22 protein-coding genes and 1 tRNA gene are annotated in these 16,510 nt (G+C 64.2%); 11 read left to right on the top strand and 12 right to left on the bottom strand.

The features are described 5' to 3' along the window. Window positions 1-26 precede the first annotated feature (26 nt). The 11 genes from AC5P99_RS10550 (at window position 27) to AC5P99_RS10500 (ending at window position 6,343) form a co-directional block, all read left to right on the top strand. Window positions 27-233, top strand: a complete 207-nt coding sequence (locus tag AC5P99_RS10550) for a helix-turn-helix domain-containing protein (RefSeq protein WP_135965969.1) — start codon at window positions 27-29, stop codon at window positions 231-233. A gap of 103 nt (window positions 234-336) precedes the next feature. After that, window positions 337-696: a hypothetical protein gene (locus tag AC5P99_RS10545; RefSeq protein ID WP_495213135.1), complete on the top strand. Its 360-nt coding sequence runs from the start codon at window positions 337-339 to the stop codon at window positions 694-696. Beyond that, a complete protein-coding gene (locus tag AC5P99_RS10540; protein WP_495213134.1) occupies window positions 693-953 on the top strand; it encodes a hypothetical protein in 261 nt (86 codons plus the stop codon). The genes AC5P99_RS10545 and AC5P99_RS10540 overlap by 4 nt, the downstream gene beginning before the upstream one ends. A gap of 188 nt (window positions 954-1,141) precedes the next feature. After that, window positions 1,142-1,654, top strand: a complete 513-nt coding sequence (locus tag AC5P99_RS10535; RefSeq protein WP_495213133.1) for a hypothetical protein — start codon at window positions 1,142-1,144, stop codon at window positions 1,652-1,654. 450 nt (window positions 1,655-2,104) lie between these two features. Continuing rightward, the gene (locus AC5P99_RS10530; protein ID WP_495213132.1) at window positions 2,105-2,305 is read left to right on the top strand and encodes a hypothetical protein; all 201 of its coding nucleotides are present in this window, start codon (window positions 2,105-2,107) and stop codon (window positions 2,303-2,305) included. After that, complete coding sequence (locus AC5P99_RS10525; RefSeq protein WP_049469137.1) at window positions 2,302-2,568, top strand: hypothetical protein; 267 nt, start codon at window positions 2,302-2,304, stop codon at window positions 2,566-2,568. Before AC5P99_RS10530 ends, AC5P99_RS10525 begins: the two co-directional genes overlap by 4 nt. After that, entirely contained in the window at window positions 2,565-2,801 is a 237-nt protein-coding gene (locus AC5P99_RS10520; RefSeq protein WP_135965965.1) for a hypothetical protein, read from the top strand. Before AC5P99_RS10525 ends, AC5P99_RS10520 begins: the two co-directional genes overlap by 4 nt. A gap of 309 nt (window positions 2,802-3,110) precedes the next feature. After that, on the top strand, window positions 3,111-4,478 hold the full coding sequence (locus AC5P99_RS10515; RefSeq protein ID WP_495213131.1) for a phage major capsid protein: 1,368 nt from the start codon (window positions 3,111-3,113) through the stop codon (window positions 4,476-4,478). A gap of 305 nt (window positions 4,479-4,783) precedes the next feature. Further along, window positions 4,784-5,065, top strand: a complete 282-nt coding sequence (locus AC5P99_RS10510; RefSeq protein ID WP_495213130.1) for a hypothetical protein — start codon at window positions 4,784-4,786, stop codon at window positions 5,063-5,065. 2 nt (window positions 5,066-5,067) lie between these two features. Further along, entirely contained in the window at window positions 5,068-5,667 is a 600-nt protein-coding gene (locus tag AC5P99_RS10505) for a tail assembly protein (RefSeq protein ID WP_495213129.1), read from the top strand. 103 nt (window positions 5,668-5,770) lie between these two features. Next, entirely contained in the window at window positions 5,771-6,343 is a 573-nt protein-coding gene (locus tag AC5P99_RS10500) for a hypothetical protein (protein WP_495213128.1), read from the top strand. 157 nt (window positions 6,344-6,500) lie between these two features. Here the strand turns inward: AC5P99_RS10500 and AC5P99_RS10495 are convergent, their stop codons facing one another. The 12 genes from AC5P99_RS10495 to fabD all read right to left on the bottom strand — a co-directional run bounded on the left by AC5P99_RS10495 (window position 6,501) and on the right by fabD (window position 16,470). Further along, entirely contained in the window at window positions 6,501-7,274 is a 774-nt protein-coding gene (locus AC5P99_RS10495) for a DUF3800 domain-containing protein (protein ID WP_495213127.1), read from the bottom strand. Window positions 7,275-7,528: 254 nt separating this feature from the next. Next, complete coding sequence (locus tag AC5P99_RS10490; RefSeq protein WP_495213126.1) at window positions 7,529-7,816, bottom strand: hypothetical protein; 288 nt, start codon at window positions 7,814-7,816, stop codon at window positions 7,529-7,531. A gap of 119 nt (window positions 7,817-7,935) precedes the next feature. Next, window positions 7,936-8,010, bottom strand: a tRNA-Val gene (locus tag AC5P99_RS10485). A gap of 113 nt (window positions 8,011-8,123) precedes the next feature. Continuing rightward, window positions 8,124-8,477: a PilZ domain-containing protein gene (locus AC5P99_RS10480; RefSeq protein WP_005412452.1), complete on the bottom strand. Its 354-nt coding sequence runs from the start codon at window positions 8,475-8,477 to the stop codon at window positions 8,124-8,126. Further along, the gene (locus AC5P99_RS10475) at window positions 8,474-9,430 is read right to left on the bottom strand and encodes a DNA polymerase III subunit delta' (RefSeq protein WP_005412451.1); all 957 of its coding nucleotides are present in this window, start codon (window positions 9,428-9,430) and stop codon (window positions 8,474-8,476) included. Before AC5P99_RS10475 ends, AC5P99_RS10480 begins: the two co-directional genes overlap by 4 nt. Further along, window positions 9,427-10,092, bottom strand: coding sequence for a dTMP kinase (gene tmk, locus AC5P99_RS10470; RefSeq protein WP_005412450.1), 666 nt, complete (start codon window positions 10,090-10,092; stop codon window positions 9,427-9,429). The genes AC5P99_RS10475 and tmk overlap by 4 nt, the downstream gene beginning before the upstream one ends. Beyond that, window positions 10,089-11,150, bottom strand: a complete 1,062-nt coding sequence (gene mltG / locus AC5P99_RS10465; RefSeq protein WP_108270516.1) for an endolytic transglycosylase MltG — start codon at window positions 11,148-11,150, stop codon at window positions 10,089-10,091. Before mltG ends, tmk begins: the two co-directional genes overlap by 4 nt. Window positions 11,151-11,347: 197 nt before the next feature. Next, window positions 11,348-12,712, bottom strand: a complete 1,365-nt coding sequence (locus AC5P99_RS10460) for an aminodeoxychorismate synthase component I (protein WP_088436028.1) — start codon at window positions 12,710-12,712, stop codon at window positions 11,348-11,350. Window positions 12,713-12,902: 190 nt separating this feature from the next. After that, the gene (gene fabF / locus AC5P99_RS10455) at window positions 12,903-14,165 is read right to left on the bottom strand and encodes a beta-ketoacyl-ACP synthase II (protein WP_049444073.1); all 1,263 of its coding nucleotides are present in this window, start codon (window positions 14,163-14,165) and stop codon (window positions 12,903-12,905) included. A gap of 143 nt (window positions 14,166-14,308) precedes the next feature. After that, window positions 14,309-14,548 (bottom strand): acyl carrier protein, encoded by a 240-nt coding sequence (acpP, locus tag AC5P99_RS10450; RefSeq protein WP_005408313.1) that lies wholly within the window; start codon window positions 14,546-14,548, stop codon window positions 14,309-14,311. A gap of 152 nt (window positions 14,549-14,700) precedes the next feature. Then, the gene (gene fabG / locus AC5P99_RS10445; protein WP_088436029.1) at window positions 14,701-15,444 is read right to left on the bottom strand and encodes a 3-oxoacyl-ACP reductase FabG; all 744 of its coding nucleotides are present in this window, start codon (window positions 15,442-15,444) and stop codon (window positions 14,701-14,703) included. An 81-nt stretch (window positions 15,445-15,525) separates the two neighbouring features. Next, entirely contained in the window at window positions 15,526-16,470 is a 945-nt protein-coding gene (gene fabD / locus AC5P99_RS10440) for an ACP S-malonyltransferase (protein ID WP_049444071.1), read from the bottom strand. Window positions 16,471-16,510 lie beyond the last annotated feature (40 nt).

The following is a 16,510-nucleotide window of genomic DNA, read 5'->3' as shown; positions in this document are numbered from 1 at the left end:
CCTATCCCAACCGAGGAACTCCTGCAATGAACCAGCAAGCCGAGCGCTTGAGCTACACCACGGACGAGGCGTGCGCAGTAACGGGTCTCAACCGAAACGCCTTCTACGCCGCGATTTCGAAGAACCAAATCCGAACCTTCAAGGTTGGCCGCCGACGCATGGTGTCGGCCCGCGCGCTGCGCGAGTTCATCGAGGCCAGGGAGAAGGAATCCAGCAGCGGCGCGGCCGCGTGAGGTCGACATGCTCAAACCTCAGATAGAGAAACGGCCCGCCCGGATTGCAGCCGGGACGAGCCGTAAAAGTCACCGCCGAACCCTTGCAAGGAACGACTTGACCATGACGCCTATCGTACACCAACCACTGCCGGCCGCAATCGGGCAATTCCCCGCCGCTCTGCCGGACTTCTCTGACACCGCGCGCTGGGGCCAGGTGCTGGTGCAAGACAGCCTCAATGCTCCGAAGTATGAGCCGGGCGACGTGCTACACGTTGACCTCCGCCGCAATTACTTCGTGGGCGACGCGTGCTATGCGGTGGAGATCGATGGGGAGCAGTCCATTCGATTCATCCAGGCCCGCCCAGGCGGCTTGTACGTGTCCACGCGCAGCGATCCCGGCGCCGCCTACCCAATCGCCGCCGAACTGCTGGTGATCCTGGGGATGGTCGTGTACGCCACCACCACGCGGAGGGTCGGATGAAGCGTTTCCGCAATCGCAAGCCTGCCCGCCGCAGCTCCGCCGAACGATCAGTCGAAGAGGTGATGCACGACACCCTCCGCATGATCGAGCGTGCCGACCTGAAGGCCCTGGCCGCCAACCCAGTCTCCCGCGAGGCGCTCCAAGGCGTCCACAGCCAAGCGGTAAAGCAGGTTGTCGAATTCCGGCGGGGCCTGGCCCTTGCCGAGCAGATCGAGCAGGCCTACGCGTCGGCACTCGCAACCGCGGTGGAGGCCTGACATGGATCGAGATCTCTTCGACAGCTCAGATAGCGCGCCCCCAAGCCGGCGGTCATCCGCAACGTCGGCCGCTGTCCCAACGGCGGACGTTGTGTATCGCTCGCAGGTAGGCGCCTGCCTCCCGTTCACCGTTCTGCCGAGGCATTACATCGGGAAGAAGGTGGCCATCGTGATTGTAGGGGAGGCAGATGAGTGAGCGAGAAGCCCGCAAGCAGGCCAAGCGGCGCGCGCGGGCAACGGGACGCGCCAGCAGCGTCTATGTCCCCGTCTCGCCGCACGTCCGAATCTACCTATGGGAGATGGAAAGCCTGGCATTTCGAACACTCGAACCCGTGGCCGTCGTACTACTGATGCATCTGCGCGCGCTGTACAGGCCTTCCACTGGCGCGGAAGTGTTCCTCAGCGTCCGCGAAGCCATGCAGCGCATAGGAGTCACGCAAAGGCCCATCCAGAACGCGTTCAAGGCGCTGTTGGAGCGCGGCTGGATTGAGGAGGCGAAGGCCGGCAGCTTCGATCAGAAGACAGGCACAGGCCGCGCAAGATCCTTCCTCCTTACGAACATCGGCCCGGCCGGTGACGACGTGGATGCAAAGAGGACGTACATGCGTTGGAGGCCAAGCGACAGCGACTGCGGAAAAAACGCGGTAGCGCCAGACGCTACGGACCGTAGCGCCCAGCACTACGTCAGCAGGGCAGCGTAACGATCAGTTAACCAAAGCGTAGCGTCTGGCGCTACGCATGGAGCAACAGATGGCCATAAACCGTAGCGCTACGCACTACACAGGTAACTACTACCAGGCGGTAGCGGAGCGGAGCCGAGCTTTGGCTCCACCGCTTCACCATCCATGCATCACCTTGCACCCTTCGCCACTACGGCTGGTTGCACCCTTTGCCATGTCGCAGATTGCACCCTTCAACCGGGCCGGCCGCGCGCTGCCCACGGGTGACGCCACGTCACGGCTGACAAATGATGCAGCGGGCGCAGGGCTGCAGCGGGCGCTCCCGATGAAGCACGTTCACCAGGCCGCGCCGCTCACCACTGCCAACAGAATCCATACGCGACCACACCGGGACCGTATGCACACACACCTCGGATCTCGGCGACCCCGAGCAATGGCCGGCGTCATCCAGTCTCAAACATGGAAAACCTCATGTCCAAAGTGACACTGATCGGCGCACTTACGAAGCGCGCGCTGGCAAAGCAGCTGATGCGTGCTGGCTGTCCAAAACAGGAGGCGGAGCAAGTCGTGTCCCGCCTCACACAGAGGGAGCGCTGGCGAAAGCTACCGCTGACCGTTAAATCGGCAATTGCCTGGAAAGTGGCCACCACCACGGAGAAGACAAAACCATGAGCATCGATACCGACATCGAAACCGCCGCACGGGCGTTTAACGCTGCGGCATCCACCCTGGCCGAGGCAATGCTGGCCAAGCTGCAAACGACCGACCCCGAGCTGACGGCGAAGGTTGCCAACGTCCTGGAGCGTGGCGAACGCATGGTGCTGGCACTAGAGATCAACCCGGCAGCACCATGCATCTGGTGGTCGACCATCGATGACTATCAGCAGATGAAGCGCATCATGACGATCCCCGCCACTGGTGGAGCGCTGCAGTGACGCACTTCGAACTGCAGACGGCCTGGCAGCCGCCGGACCACTGGAGCCCAAGCACCGCAATCGCCGAGTGCCAGGTGCACCATGACGCCGGAAACGACGTTCGCCCGATATACCAACAGTACCTGCAAGCTCAGCAATGGCTTGAGCAGCAGCATGACCGCGTCCCAGCCGATGAGGCACTGCTGGATGACGTGCGCCGCGTTGTCGCTGCCATTGGCAGGCTGCTGTACTGATGGGCGCCAAGCTTCTCACTGAAGCGTGCCCGACCTGTGCAACATGCGGCCGACCGGTGGCCATCGCAGCCACCGGTCGGCCCAGGCGCTATTGCAGCAACCGTTGCAAGCAGAAGGCGGTTCGCAATCGCCGCATCCTACTGGACGTACTGACCGAGATCGAAGCTATGCGCCTTGGCGTGGCCCTGATCGACTGGTCCGACGAAGATCACCGCGTAGCGTAGCTAAACCCCCTGCTCCGCGTATCGAAAGCATTTCGACCACCCACGCGCACGCGTAAAACTGCAGCCAGGCAAGAGGAGCTGCAACGTGGACGAAGAGCACAAGCACATTAAGAGTTTCGCTGCGCGCCATGGCATCCCCTTGGCGTGCGTCGATGGCCTGCTCGCGTACCGCGCCCGTGCCAGCGCGGCACTGTCCTCAAGCCCAAGCCTGCAGGCAGCCGCACGGGACCTGCTGAACGAGAAATTTGGCTCAAAGGAGAGCGCGATGGAAAACGACGGTTACAGCATGGTCCATGCTGCAGTGAAGGAAGTAGGCAGCGAGGTGAAGGCTTACCGCGAAAAGACGGCGCAAGAAGTTCAGACTCTGCGCGAGGATGTGCAGGGCATGCGCGCTGATCTGCAGAGCACCCAGCAGGTGCTGGCCAAGATCGATGCCAACGGCGGCGGCGGCTTCAGCGCATCGGCACCCGACGTGGGTAGTGTGGCTGCCTCGAAGCTGCGTGAAGATGCATCCTTTGCGAACGCTGCAGAGACCGCTGAGCGCGGCATGAAGCCCAGCCAGTTCTCGGCCCGCGTCAACGTGGACAGTTCCATCCGAGCGGCGCTCACCAATGTGGGCGTGGGACAGGCTGGTGACACCTCGATCCCGACCAACCCCGACCGACGTGGTGTAGTGGGTCCGGTTCTGGCACCTCTCAGTCTGCTCAGCGTACTGCCGAGCCGCCCGACCAGCAGCAACACTGTGGAGTTTGTCCAGCTCAACGCGACAGGCGATGCCGAAGAGCAGATCAAGGAAGGCGACGAGAAGGCAGAGCTGGAGTTCAGCGGCGCGCTCAAGAAGGCGAACATCGTGACCATCGCAGGGCACACTACCGCCTCCAAGCAGGTGCTTGCAGACGAGTCGGCCTTGTCCCAACAGATCGACCGGGTGATCGCGCACAAGGTCTTCTCCCGCCTGGAAAACCAGATCATCAATGGCCCTGGTGGCGATGGCCGCATCAACGGCCTGCTGAACCAGGCCACCGCCTTTGCACCCGCTATCGGCGAGACGCCAGCGGACCGCATCGGCGAGGCTCTGGTCACTATGGCCAACGAGGGCTACCTGCCCAACCTGGTGGTGATGAACCCGATGGACTGGTTCCGCATCCAGCTGACCCGCAAGAACGACCAGGACGATGAGTACGTTTTCGGCTCCCCAACCATGCCGGTGCCGCCGTCACTGTGGAACAGCCGCATCGTGACCAATCCCAACCTGGCGGCCGGCACTGCCCTGGTGATCGATACCAGCTTCGTCACCGTGCTGGACCGCGAGCAGATGAGCATCAGCGCCACCAACACGCACGCCGACTACTTCATCCGCAACTTGGTGAAGATCCTGGGCGAGCTGCGCGCCGGCCTTGAAGTTTTGGATGTGAAGGCAGTGCGCAAGTTCACGCTGGCACCGAGCCCGTAAGCGGCAAGCGCAGGCCCCGGAGGGGGAGGGTGAAAGTTCAAAACCCTCCCTCCGGACACCGGCCGCTCAGCCATTTTTTTGCACCGTCAATTCAGAAAATTCGTTTTTTGGGGGGCGAGTTCCCCCCCGAAAACCCCATCCAGCAAGGCTTTGCCCCAAGCCACCCGTTGGCTAGGCACGCCAAAAAATCGCCTATGGGGCCTACATCGCCATCGACCGTCTGGTGAAGAGGATGGGTTCGGAACGGATACAGCCGGCATGGCGCCGGGATGGGAGCCCCAGCAAACATTGAAAAAGGCCACCTGATGACCGCGCTCGTCATATCCAGAGATTTGCAGATAGCCGCGACAACGTTCGCAGCCGCCGCCGCGCCGGTTGCTCGCCTGATGGTCGACCGACTCTCCAACACCGACCTTGACTGCATCACGCGCATGGCAGTCGCGGCCGCGGCAGGCCACGCCGCAGTACTACTGGTTGATTTAGGAACGCCCGATCCCGCTGTGCGATTGGCCATCATCTCTCCAGATCAGCAGCTCACTCAGATTGCAGCAGTTGGCCAATTTCCTCATTCCCCTGCGAAGAACTGAAAATGACCGATCGCATCCGAACAGTCCGACTCTACGGCGTTCTCGGCGCGCGCTTCGGGCGGAAGTTCCGCCTGGCCGTCAGCAGCCCCGCCGAGGCCGTTCGCGCGCTATGCGCGATCCTCCCGGGCTTCGAGCAGTATCTCCACGGCGCCAAGCGGAACGGCATGGCCTTCGCTGTCTTCATCGGCAGGCAGAACCTCTCCAAGGAGCAGCTGAAGGACCCGCCGGGAAATGAAGACATCCGCATAGCGCCGGTGCTGCTTGGCAGCAAGCGAGGCGGTGTGCTGCAGACCATCCTTGGAGTCGTCCTGATTGTGGTCGGCATCTACGGGAATATTGCTGGTGGCTGGGGACAACCGTTCATCAATGCCGGCGTGGGTATGGTCATTGGTGGCGTTGCTCAGATGCTGGGGCCGCAGCCGAAAGGCCTGGGCTCCCAAGACAGTGCCGAGAACCGACCGAGCTACAGCATGAACGGCACCGTTAACACCCAAGCCCAAGGCAATCCTGTGCCGGTCGCCTACGGCGGCCACGACCAGAAGGGCATGATGGTGGGCTCGGCAGTGATCAGCGGTGGCATCATGGCGGAGGACCAGCTTTGAACGTAGCCATCAAGGATCAGCCGACTTAGATGGGTGATGGCCTGCTTGCTGGTAGCGCGGCCGCCCTTCATGCTTGCCCCTTCTCTCCGGAAAGGAACTCCAGATGGCTGACCCATTGTACTGCCCGTGGGTTTTGGGATTTCCGTGTCTCAAGCCGGAGGTCTGGGCTGCCTGGGCACAAGCTCTCCTCTCCGCGCTGGCGATCTACGCCGCTGCCCGAATCGCAGCCAAACAAGAGAGGCTTGCGTTCCGTCGCAAGGCTGATGCCTGCATCGGCCTCATGTCGCACACAGAGCAAACCCTGTTCATGGCACTGGAGGACCCCAGCTCCGACGAGACGAAAATGCTTGTTGGTACAGTGCTCGAACAGCTCCGCTCTGTGCCCATGGAAGCCGTGCCTGACCTGCGATTGATGACCATCATCAACCGTGCCGCGCGCAGACTCGCAAGGCTTCATTCTGAGCTGACCGCTACCCCGAGCCCATCCTCCGTCATCAATGGAGCAAGGATCCTCGGGAGAAGGCGTCTCATAACCGCGATGGTCAACGAGATCTCAATGGACACGCTTGAAATGGCGCATCTGCTGGACTCCATCGTGGGCAGGTCGCTTTGGGATCGAGTGAAGGCTTGGCTGCCATGGCGTCGCTTTCGCCATGCGGCGACCCCTGATGAATGAGGGCCACTGACCATCCGCCAGTCCTCCAAAATCTCATCGGGCATGAGAATGGTGTGTTGTATAGTTCCCAGTGCAGGCATGCGCGAGACCTCAATCAGGTCGCTTTCGGGCGGCAGCGTCTAAGACGTGGGATCCTGATTCTCGGGGCCTGCCCTATTCAAGCCCAATCCGCCCCTTGGAGCCACTCCGCTCCCGGGGGCGGAGTGTTTGCGATGATCTCCGCCGGCAGGACTTTTAATCCGTAGCCGAATCGTGCCCCCTTGTGGCGATACATCGTTCTCCGCAGCATCTCCGCATAGCGCGGCTCGGTGAATCCATAGCCATTCGGGTTGACGCCACTCCAAACTGCCGATGCAACCGCATCCGCAATTTGAAGACCCATTCGTTTGCTGTGCTCGAAGATTGCTACGTTTTGGCAATCAACAGCTGACCAATCAATTCGAACATCCCGCCTCTGCTGCAGCCTAGCCAGGTAGGCGCACAGCTCCGTGTAGGACATATTGCTACGATTCGAGAAAACCAGCTTCGCCTTGTGTTGGGCATCACGCCTCGCATCTCGGCAAAGCCAAGACACGCGCTCTAGCAACAGCCTGGTCGCATAGTTGTAGAGCAGCCCTTTTTCCGAGTACGCATCGCTCTGTAGGGATGGCTTGTGAACAAGCACGCTCACCGTGCGTAATGGTGCGCCCGATATCTCCGCGAGATAAGGGAGCCGCTGCCCGTGGTTTAGTTTTCGGAAGTGGAGATCTGCGCGCGCTGGCTTACCCAGCTGAGTCCTAACACGGTCGACCAGCTTCACCGTTTCAAGATCGGTATCCGTCCTTGTGATGGCGGCAGACAACACAAACCAACGAGAGCTACCTCGGTTGTTGTCTCTGAACTGGAAACCTTCGTCTCCTGACTCATCGATGTAGACGTTGAAAGCGTGCATTTGCCTGTCCGTTAGCTGATGTCATCAGTCTAAGGGCATAAATAACCCGCCGGCCATTGACAAGCCTGTGGATATCTTTCTCGCGACGAGGCGCCCATGGGAGCAAGCCCAGGACTGCTTCGACGCGCTGGCTGGCGGGTGGCCACGCGCCGGCCATGGCCGGGGACCTGTTGTGCTCCATCACCGATTGGCGATGACGCGCTGGTAAAGGTGGCAGCGCGTTGAGGGCAGCGCTCAACGCGCGATGACGGGGCTTAATGCCCCATAGACTTAAGCAGGCTGTCGGCAGCCGCAGAGACGAAATCAACTGTCCCCAACGCAGCATCGGACACTATTGAAGTGTCGAGCTCATCGGCCTGCAACTCAGCTTTTGAAGCAGCGATACCTTCCTGAATCTGTTCCTTGCAGGCCTGCAAGGCTTCCGCCAGAGCAGAACGAGCGTCTTCCTTGTCGCGATTGGCAACGGAAAGCGCTACGGCCACCATCATCTTAAGTGCCAGGAGTTCACCGAAAACCGCTTCATCACGATTACGCATTTCCATGCTCCTCCTCCAGTGGGATAAGGCTGTCTAATTTCTTCAAACCGCACTTACCTTGCACTTACGAAAAAGCCGGCTCAAGGCCGGCTTCAACGTTCACCCTTAAATATCAAGGGATTATTTGGTGGGCGGTACAGGGATCGAACCTGTGACCCTTGCCGTGTGAAGGCAATGCTCTACCGCTGAGCTAACCGCCCGGTGTGTTGCTGAGCCGCTCATTATAGGGGCTTTTCAGAGGCCGTCAACACTTTTTCACATTCGTGTTCACGGGCGTTTCGAGGCATGCAGCCGCATGGCCCGGGGCGCTACCTCACATCGTGTGGGTCGGCTTGTCCGAACCGGTCAGGCCGGCCAGCAGGGTCTCGATCTTGTGGCGCACGCCCTCGCCTTCGGCACCGTCGGCCAGCTGCACGCCGATGCCGGCGGTGCGGTTACCCTGCGCGCCGGCCGGGGTCACCCAGATCACCTTGCCGGCCACCGGCAGGCGCTCGCTGGAATCGGGCAGGGTCAGCAGCAGGAACACCTCGTCGCCCAGGAAGTAGCGCTTGGGCGTGGGCACGAAGATGCCGCCGTTCTTCACGAACGGCATGTACGCGCTGTACAGCGCGGCTTTGTCCTTCACGGCCAGGGACAGGATGCCCTGGCGGGCGTTGCTGGCACTCATCGATTTCCCCTTGCGGCAGGCCGCTCGTTCACCTTGTTCCAGGCCAGCAGCAACTCGACCACCGCAAGGTCTGCACGCACCGTGGTGCGCAGCAGGTCGCGGGTGCGGTTGGCCGCATCGAACCAGGCTGCAAGCTTGTGCAATCGCTCCGGCGTGGTCAAGGCATCGGTGCTGGCCTGGGCGAGCGCCAGATCGGCGGCAAAGCGCAGGCGCAGCGCCGCGTTGTCGTCACCACACCACTTCTGCGCCAGCTCCACCGCGCCGGTCTTGCCGGCGGCCAGCTGTTCCAGATCTCGACCGACTTCGCGGCGCAGGCTCAGGCCGTCTTCGCGCAGCCAGTTGTCGGCCTGGCCGGGATGGCCGCGGGCGGCCTCCAGCGCTTCGCGCGCCAGTGCTTCGCTGTGGCCCTGCTGCTGCAGCCAGGCCAGCGCTTCGTGCTGCGGCGGCAGCTTGAATTCCAGGCGTTGGCAACGGCTGCGGATGGTCTGCGGCAGGCGTGCCGGGTCACTGCTGATCAGCCACAGGTAGCGGCCGGGCTGCGGCTCTTCCAGCGTCTTCAGCAGCGCGTTGGCCGCCGAGCGGTTGATCGCATCGGCCGGGTCGACGATCACCACCTGCGCCACGCCGTACTGCGGGGTCAGCGCCAGCTTGTCGGTGATCTCGCGCACCTGCTCGATGACGATCTCGGTACGCAGCTTGTCGCCGCTCTTGTTCGGAATGAAGCTGACCAGCTGCAGGTCCGGATGGGTACCGGCGGCGATCAGCTGGCGCGTGCGCGTGGCGTGCGCGGCGTCCCCGCGCGCCAGCACGTGGTCGGCCAACGCCAACGCCACCTCACGCTTGCCCAGCCCGGCCGGCCCGCAGATCAGCAGGCCATGGCCGAGGCGACCCGCATCGAGCGCGGCCACGGTCTGGTCGAACGCGCGCTGCTGCCAAGGCGAAAACGTGCTCATGCGCCCTCCCCGTCCTGCAGCCAGCGCTCGACACGCGCGACCACATCGGCGGCCACGCGCGCCTGCTCCTGGCCGGCGTCGATCAACGCGAAGCGCTGCGGGTCCTGCTGTGCGCGGCTGCGGAACACTTCGCGCACGCGCTGGAAGAAATCATCCTGTTCGCTCTCGATGCGGTCCGGCCACAGGTCACGGCCATTGGCGCGTGCCCGGCCGACGGCCACGTCCACGTCCAGCAGCAGGGTCAGGCCCGGCAGCAGGCCCACCGCGCGGCGCTCCAGATCGGCAATCCACTGCGGGTCGAGGCCACGGCCACCGCCCTGGTAGGCATAGCTGGAATCGGTGAAACGATCGCTCAGCACATAGGCACCGCGCTGCAGCGCCGGCTGGATCACCTGGCGCACATGCTGCGCGCGCGCGGCGAACACCAGCAGCAGCTCGGCTTCGGCGCTGAGCGGTTCGGCGGCGATCTCGGCATCGGGCTTCAGCACCAGGCCACGGATGCGCTCGGCCAGCGGCGTACCGCCCGGCTCGCGGGTCAGTACCACCTCATGACCGTGGCTGCGCAGGCAGTCACGGATGGCATTGATGGCAGTGGTCTTGCCCGCGCCCTCGCCGCCTTCCAGGCTGACGAAACGCGGGTGGCGAAGCAGCGCGGGACTCATTGCGCCGGGGTCTCCTGGGTACGTTGCTGGCGCAGCTGCTGCAGGTAGCGGGCGACTGCGGCGTTGTGCTGGTCCAGGCTGGGCGAGAACACGTGCGCGCCGCTGCCATCGCCCACCGCGACGAAGTACAGCGCGTCGCCCGCCGCGGGTTGCGCGGCCGCCATCAGCGCGTCGCGGCTGGGCATCGCGATCGGGGTCGGGGTCAGGCCGGCACGGGTGTAGGTGTTGTAGGGCGTATCGGTGGTCAGGTCGCGACGGCGGATGTTGCCGTCATACGCGGCACCGAGGCCGTAGATCACGGTCGGGTCGGTCTGCAGGCGCATGCCGATCTTCAGGCGGCGCATGAACACGCCGGCAATCTGCGGGCGTTCGCTGGCCAGCGCGGTTTCCTTCTCGATGATCGAGGCCATCGTCAACAGCTCGTAGGGCGTGTTGATCGGCAGGTCCGGCGCACGGCTTTCCCAGGCCTCATCCAGCGCCTTTTCCATTGCGGCATGGGCGCGCTTGAGCACGTCCAGATCGCTGTCGCCACGCTGGTAGACATAGGTCTCCGGCAGGAAGCGGCCTTCCGGATGCTGGCCACCGAAGCCGAGGCGCTGCATCAGCGCGGCATCATCAAGATTGTCGGTGGTGTGCAGCAGCGGCTCGGCGCGCTTGAGCGCAGCACGCAGCTGGCGGATGTTCCAGCCCTCGACGATGGTGACGCGGTGCTGCAGCACCTTGCCCGCGCGCATGCGCAGCAGAAGTTCGCGCGGGGTCAGCTCGGCGCTGAGCGCGTACTCGCCCACCTTCAGCTTGCCGGCGGCATCAAGCTGGCGCGCCAGCAACTGCCACTGGGCGTCCTGGCCCTCGTCCACGCCGGCATCGCGCAGCTTGCGCAGCACGCTGTTCATGCCATCGCCGCTGGCGATGACCACGCTCTCGGCGGTCGGGGTGATCGGGGCATCGGCGAAACGCGTCTGCTGGTAGAAGAACCACGCGCCCACGCCGGCCACGACGGCGCCCAGCACCACCACCAGCGTTACCACGAACAGACACCCGCGCTTGGCTCCCGCCATGGACTACCTCTGAACTCGATTCCGTCGTGCAGGATACCGTGCCGGTGGATTGGGGTCATGACCGGGGCCACGCAGCCGTGCCGACCAACGGTCGGCACCCACCGGAACAACGGCACCCGCCGGTACCGGTAGTGCCGGCCGCTGGCCGGCAATCGCGTGGATCGTGGACGAATGAGGTTGCCGGCCAGCGGCCGGCACTACCCCTGCTGGCCCAGTGCGCGCAGCAGGCCGCGGGCCTTGGCACGGGTCTCGTCCAGCTCCTTGTCCGGGTCCGAATCGACCACGATGCCGGCGCCGGTGCGGAAGCTCACCTCGTGGCCATCCACTTCGGCGGTACGGATCAGGATGTTCAGGTCCAGGTCGCCATCGCGGTTCAGCCAGCCGAACGCGCCGGTATAGGCACCGCGCGGCACCTGCTCCAGCTCGCTGATGATCTGCATGCAGCGCACCTTCGGGCAGCCGGTGATGGTGCCACCCGGGAACGTGGCGGCGATCACCTCGCCGGGCGTGACCTCCGGGCGCAGATGGCCGCTGACGTTGCTGACGATGTGGTGCACGTGCGCGTAGCTCTCCACGGTCATCAGCTCATCGACCACCACGGTGCCCGGCAGGCAGATGCGGCCCAGGTCGTTGCGCTCCAGGTCGATCAGCATCACGTGCTCGGCGCGCTCCTTGGGGTGGCCGACCAGTTCCTGGATGCGCGCGGCATCGTCGTCGCCTTCGAAGCGTGGACGGGTACCGGCAATCGGACGGGTCTGCGCATGGCCGGCGTGCACCGACACCAGCCGCTCCGGCGAGGAACTGACCACATGGCGGCCGTGCGCGCTGAACAGGCCGGCAAACGGCGCCGGGTTGGCACGACGCAGCTGTGCGTACAGCGCCTGCGGGCTGACCGGCGCAGCGAACTGCGCGCTCCAGCGCCGCGACAGGTTCACCTGGAACACGTCGCCGGCGCGCAGGTACTCGATCACCCGACGCACGCCATCGGTGAAACGCTGCGGCGCGTCCTCGCCGACCGCCTGCGGTGGCTGCCAGCCCAGCCCGGCTTCGGGCAGCACGGCCGAGGCCAGTGCCACCAGCGCATCCAGCAACGCCTGCTCGCCGGCTTCGGCGATGACGAAGCTGGCATCGTTGTGGTGGTCATGCAGCACCGCCGCCGGGCAGCGCAGCGCCAGCGCGGTCGGGCGACCATCCCCGCGAGCACGCGCTGGCAGCACTGGTTCGATCTGGCTGGCCACTTCGTAATCGAGCATCAACGCCCAGCCGCCGCGGAACGGCAGGCTGTGGCTGCCGTCATGCGGCAGGCGCTCATGCTGCCAGGCGCGATCCAGTGCCTGCAGGAACGTGCCGGGCTGCACCAGGTCGTGCTGGTCGCGCACCTGGCCGTCGGCATCCAGCCGCAGGCCATCGCCCTGCGCGACCAGCAGCAGGCTCCAGCGGCCCTGGGCGGTGCCCGAGGCGGTGGATTCCATCAGCAGCGGGAAGCGCGCCGGGTCGTGCTGCTGCAGGGCCAGCAGATCGATCGGGTGCGGCAGCGGGTGGATCAGCGGTGCGTGGGTCATGGCAGCCAGTTCGGGAGTTCAGATGCACGGAAGCCGCCTTGCGGCGGCTCCGTGGTGCACGGCGTTGATCCGTTTGTCGGATTGCCGATGGGTAGAGTCGACTGTCAGTCGACTGCTTTCCCATCAACGATCACCGCGGCGGATCGAAAGGCAGTCGACTAACAGTCGACTCTACAACCTACCGCACCGGTCAGACGCGCTTGAAGATCAGCGTGCCGTTGGTGCCGCCGAAGCCGAAGCCATTGGACATCACCACGTCCACCTTGGCCTGGCGTGCTTCGTTGGGCACGTAGTCCAGGTCGCAGCCTTCGCCCGGCTGCTGCAGGTTGATGGTCGGCGGGATGACGTTGTCCTGCAGCGCCATCACCGAGAAGATCGCTTCCACGCCGCCGGCAGCGCCCAGCAGGTGGCCGGTCATCGACTTGGTGGAGCTGACCATCATCTTGTAGGCGTGGTCGCCGAAGGCGGTCTTCATCGCCATGGTCTCGCCCAGATCGCCCAGCGGCGTGGAGGTGCCGTGCGCGTTGAGGTAACCCACCTGCTCCGGGCTCACGCCGGCGTCCTTCATGGCCATGACCATGCAGCGCGCGGCGCCTTCGCCGTTCTCGCTCGGCGCGGTCATGTGGTAAGCGTCGGAGCTGGCGCCGAAGCCGGCCAGTTCGCAATAGATCTTCGCACCACGGGCCTTGGCGTGCTCGTACTCTTCCAGGATCAGGATGCCGGCGCCGTCGCCCAGCACGAAGCCGTCACGGTCCTTGTCCCACGGGCGCGAGGCCTGTTCCGGAGCATCGTTGCGGGTGCTCATGGCCTTCATCGCGCAGAAACCGCCCACGGCGGTCGGCGACGAGCCACGCTCGGCACCACCGACCACCATCACGTCGGCATCGCCGTACTGGATCATGCGCATCGCGGTACCGATCGAATGGTTCGAGGTCGCGCACGCCGAGACCGCCGAGAACGACGGACCCTTCAGGCCGGTGATGATGCTCAGCTGGCCCGGCAGCATGTTGATGATGGTCTTGGGCACGTAGAAGGGCGAGATCTTCTTGCCCTCGTGGAACTCGATGGTCTGCTCTTCGATGCCAAGCAGGCCGCCGATGCCGGCGCCGACGATGGCGCCGATGCGCTCGGCATTGGCGTCGGTGATCTCCAGGCCCGAGTCGTGCAGGGCCATGAACGAGGCACCGAGGCCGTAATGGATGAACGGGTCCATCTTCTTGGCATCCTTGCCGCTGACCCGGAATTTGCCGAACAGTTCATTGTCGGCGGTGATGTCGAATCCCTTGACCTCACCTGCAATCTTGGTGGTGAACCGGTCCAGGTAGGCATCAGAAACGTTGGTCAGCGGACCGATGCCCGAACGACCATGGGTGATGCCTTCCCAGCTGCTGGCCAGATCATTGCCCAACGGCGAGACGATACCCAGGCCGGTTACGACGACGCGACGCTTCATTGCTGTTTCTCCTGACCCGGATGATTTCTGCGGGTAACTCGGTTTGCTTCGATGTGATGCCCAAACACACGGGGCCGCAACAGCGGCCCCATGGGGTGCGGTGCGCGGCGAGGATCAACCCGCGCGCGCACTGCCGTCTGACATCAGGCCTTGACGTGGGCCTTGACGTAGTCGATGGCGGCCTGCACGGTGCTGATCTTCTCGGCCTCTTCGTCCGGGATCTCGCACTCGAATTCTTCTTCCAGGGCCATCACCAGCTCGACGGTGTCCAGCGAGTCAGCGCCCAGGTCATCGACGAACGATGCGCTGTTGGTGACTTCTTCTTCCTTGACGCCAAGCTGTTCGACGACGATTTTCTTGACGCGTTCTTCGATGGTGCTCATGGGATCTCGCTCCAGATGGAGTTGTGGTTCAAAAGTGGTCGCCATCAAAGGCGATGGCCGTGGGATAGTGTAGTGGAAACCGGCGCGGCCTTGCATTGCAGCAAAAACCTCAGCAGATCAACCACTTGCGGCGCAATCCCTGCGCCCCTTGCTTACGGCATGTACATGCCGCCGTTCACATGGAGGGTTTCGCCGGTGATGTAACCGGCAGCCGGGCTGGCCAGGAAGGCCACCGCATGGGCGATGTCTTCCGGCGAACCCAGGCGTTCGAGGGCGATGCTGTTGATCAGCGCGGTACGCGCTTCTTCCGGCAACGCCTTGGTCATGTCGGTGTCGATGAAGCCAGGAGCGACCACATTGACGGTGACACCGCGCGAACCGATTTCCTTGGCCAGCGACTTGCTGAAGCCGATGATGCCGGCCTTGGCGGCCGCGTAGTTGGCCTGGCCGGCATTGCCGGTCACGCCCACCACCGATGCGATGTTGATGATGCGGCCCTTGCGCGCCTTCATCATGCCGCGCATCACCGCCTTGCTGGTGCGGAACACGCTGGTCAGGTTGGTGTCGATGATCGACGCCCAGTCCTCATCCTTCATGCGCATCAGCAGATTGTCGCGGGTGATGCCGGCGTTGTTGACCAGGATCGAGATCGGGCCGAATTCCTTGGCGATGCCGTCCAGCACGCCGTCCAGCGCGGCAGCGTCGGTCACGTTCAGTGCGCGGCCGTGGCCACCGTGGGCGGCCAGGCGTTCACCGATCGCAGCGGCACCGGATTCGGTGGTGGCGGTACCGATCACGGTGGCGCCCTGGGCGGCCAGAAGATCGGCGATGGCGGCACCAATGCCACGGCTGGCGCCGGTGACCAGTGCGATTTCACCCTGCAGGGGCTTGCTCATGATGTTTTCCTCAGGCTGGGGCGGCCGCCGCACCCGTGCCGCTTGCAGCGGCCACCGGTACGGTCGGCAGAACAGGGGGTATCAGGCCGACCATGCCTCGCGGGCGCCTTCGAAGTCGCCCGGCGTGGCCAGTGAACGGCCATCGATGGCCTTGTCGATGCGCTTGACCAGGCCAGTCAGCACCTTGCCCGGGCCGCACTCGGCAACCTGGGTGATGCCACGGGCGGCCAACGCCTGCACGCAACCGGTCCACTGCACCGGCTGGTACAACTGCTGCACCAGTGCGGTGCGGATCGCGTCAATGCCGTCATGGACCTGGGCATCGACGTTCTGCACCACCGGCAGCTGCGGCGCGTGCCAGTTCAGGCCGGCCATCACTTCGGCCAGGCGGTTGGCGGCTTCGCGCATCAGCGGGGTATGCGAGGGCACGCTGACGGCCAGCTTGACCGCCTTGCGCACGCCCTTCCCGGCCAGCAGCGCCAGCGCGCGGTCGACTGCATCGGCGTCGCCACCGATCACGATCTGGCCGGGCGAGTTGAAGTTGGCCGGCACCACCACCTGGCTGCCTGCGGCTTCGGCGCAGACGTCCAGCACCAGCTGGTCCTCGGCGCCAAGCACCGCAGCCATGGCGCCGACGCCAGCCGGAGCGGCTTCCTGCATCAGCTGGCCGCGCAGGCGCACCAGGTGCGCACCGTCATGCAGGCTCAGCGCGCCAGCGGCAACCAGTGCGGTGTATTCGCCCAGGCTGTGACCGGCCAGCACCGACGGACGCGGACCGCCGACGGCGTTCCAGGCGCGCCACACGCCGATGCTTGCGGCCAGCAGGGCCGGCTGGGTGTATTCGGTACGGTTGAGCATTTCCTCCGGGCCGCCCTGGGACAGCGCCCACAGGTCGACGCCGGCACCATCGGATGCCTCGGTGAAGGCGTCCCGCACCTGCGGGTGCAGTTCGGCCAGCTCGGCCACCATGCCCACAGACTGCGAGCCCTGGCCGGGGAAGACAAAAGCGAGGGTGGATACGGTCACGCGGTCATCCGCTTGTTGCAATCGAAGCGGCCCATGATAA

This window comes from Stenotrophomonas sp. YJH_SMC_80 (assembly GCF_059372495.1).
This window is presented reverse-complemented; position numbering and strand designations above follow the sequence as displayed.

Excerpts from the sequence above, each read along its gene's own strand:
- AC5P99_RS10550 (WP_135965969.1), top strand. The coding sequence starts at position 27 with ATGAACCAGCAAGCCGAGCGCTTGAGCTACACCACGGACGAGGCGTGC.
- AC5P99_RS10545 (WP_495213135.1), top strand. The coding sequence starts at position 337 with ATGACGCCTATCGTACACCAACCACTGCCGGCCGCAATCGGGCAATTC.
- AC5P99_RS10540 (WP_495213134.1), top strand. The coding sequence starts at position 693 with ATGAAGCGTTTCCGCAATCGCAAGCCTGCCCGCCGCAGCTCCGCCGAA.
- AC5P99_RS10535 (WP_495213133.1), top strand. The coding sequence starts at position 1,142 with ATGAGTGAGCGAGAAGCCCGCAAGCAGGCCAAGCGGCGCGCGCGGGCA.
- AC5P99_RS10530 (WP_495213132.1), top strand. The coding sequence starts at position 2,105 with ATGTCCAAAGTGACACTGATCGGCGCACTTACGAAGCGCGCGCTGGCA.
- AC5P99_RS10525 (WP_049469137.1), top strand. The coding sequence starts at position 2,302 with ATGAGCATCGATACCGACATCGAAACCGCCGCACGGGCGTTTAACGCT.
- AC5P99_RS10510 (WP_495213130.1), top strand. The coding sequence starts at position 4,784 with ATGACCGCGCTCGTCATATCCAGAGATTTGCAGATAGCCGCGACAACG.
- AC5P99_RS10505 (WP_495213129.1), top strand. The coding sequence starts at position 5,068 with ATGACCGATCGCATCCGAACAGTCCGACTCTACGGCGTTCTCGGCGCG.
- AC5P99_RS10500 (WP_495213128.1), top strand. The coding sequence starts at position 5,771 with ATGGCTGACCCATTGTACTGCCCGTGGGTTTTGGGATTTCCGTGTCTC.
- AC5P99_RS10495 (WP_495213127.1), bottom strand. The coding sequence starts at position 7,274 with ATGCACGCTTTCAACGTCTACATCGATGAGTCAGGAGACGAAGGTTTC.
- AC5P99_RS10490 (WP_495213126.1), bottom strand. The coding sequence starts at position 7,816 with ATGGAAATGCGTAATCGTGATGAAGCGGTTTTCGGTGAACTCCTGGCA.
- AC5P99_RS10480 (WP_005412452.1), bottom strand. The coding sequence starts at position 8,477 with ATGAGTGCCAGCAACGCCCGCCAGGGCATCCTGTCCCTGGCCGTGAAG.
- AC5P99_RS10475 (WP_005412451.1), bottom strand. The coding sequence starts at position 9,430 with ATGAGCACGTTTTCGCCTTGGCAGCAGCGCGCGTTCGACCAGACCGTG.
- tmk (WP_005412450.1), bottom strand. The coding sequence starts at position 10,092 with ATGAGTCCCGCGCTGCTTCGCCACCCGCGTTTCGTCAGCCTGGAAGGC.
- mltG (WP_108270516.1), bottom strand. The coding sequence starts at position 11,150 with ATGGCGGGAGCCAAGCGCGGGTGTCTGTTCGTGGTAACGCTGGTGGTG.
- AC5P99_RS10460 (WP_088436028.1), bottom strand. The coding sequence starts at position 12,712 with ATGACCCACGCACCGCTGATCCACCCGCTGCCGCACCCGATCGATCTG.
- fabF (WP_049444073.1), bottom strand. The coding sequence starts at position 14,165 with ATGAAGCGTCGCGTCGTCGTAACCGGCCTGGGTATCGTCTCGCCGTTG.
- acpP (WP_005408313.1), bottom strand. The coding sequence starts at position 14,548 with ATGAGCACCATCGAAGAACGCGTCAAGAAAATCGTCGTCGAACAGCTT.
- fabG (WP_088436029.1), bottom strand. The coding sequence starts at position 15,444 with ATGAGCAAGCCCCTGCAGGGTGAAATCGCACTGGTCACCGGCGCCAGC.